The following is a 656-nucleotide window of genomic DNA, read 5'->3' on the forward strand; positions in this document are numbered from 1 at the left end:
AGCGAATCCCAAAAAGTGCGTCGTAGTCCGGATTGGAGTCTGCAACTCGACTCCATGAAGTCGGAATCGCTAGTAATCGTGGATCAGAATGCCACGGTGAATACGTTCCCGGGCCTTGTACACACCGCCCGTCACACCATGGGAGTGGGCTGCAAAAGAAGTGGGTAGTTTAACCTTCGGGAGGACGCTCACCACTTTGTGGTTCATGACTGGGGTGAAGTCGTAACAAGGTAGCCCTAGGGGAACCTGGGGCTGGATCACCTCCTTATACGAAGATTATCTTGATGAGTGTTCACACAGATTGATTAGGTTTGATTAGTTAAGAAYAATAGAGCTTTAATTAATGATTACTCATTGATTAAAGCTTTGTGCTTTATGCTCTTTAACAATTTGGAAAGCTGACGAAYAAYAATGTGATTTCATTRTTRTTYAAATAAAAGTTCTCAAATCCTATGTCTTTAAGATGTAGGTACCAACACACATTCAAGTGTTCTTGGAAACARCAYAACTTCGGTTGTGATGTTTATATTTGAGTCCGGCAAAATCGAATGCTATCTCGCTCATTCAAATAATGAGATAGCGACTTTGGTTGTTTGCCATACATAAGACCTTTTGGGGTTGTATGGTTAAGTGACTAAGCGTATACGGTGGATGCC

General features: G+C 42.3%; 1 rRNA gene. It reads left to right on the plus strand.

From position 1 onward, the window contains the following. Window positions 1-268: ribosomal RNA gene (locus tag L4D74_RS25175) — 16S ribosomal RNA — on the plus strand; the annotation flags it as partial. Window positions 269-656: the final 388 nt, after the last annotated feature.

Origin of the sequence: Vibrio cionasavignyae, assembly GCF_050337155.1 — a bacterium.
GTDB classification, from domain to species: Bacteria; Pseudomonadota; Gammaproteobacteria; order Enterobacterales; family Vibrionaceae; genus Vibrio; species Vibrio nomapromontoriensis.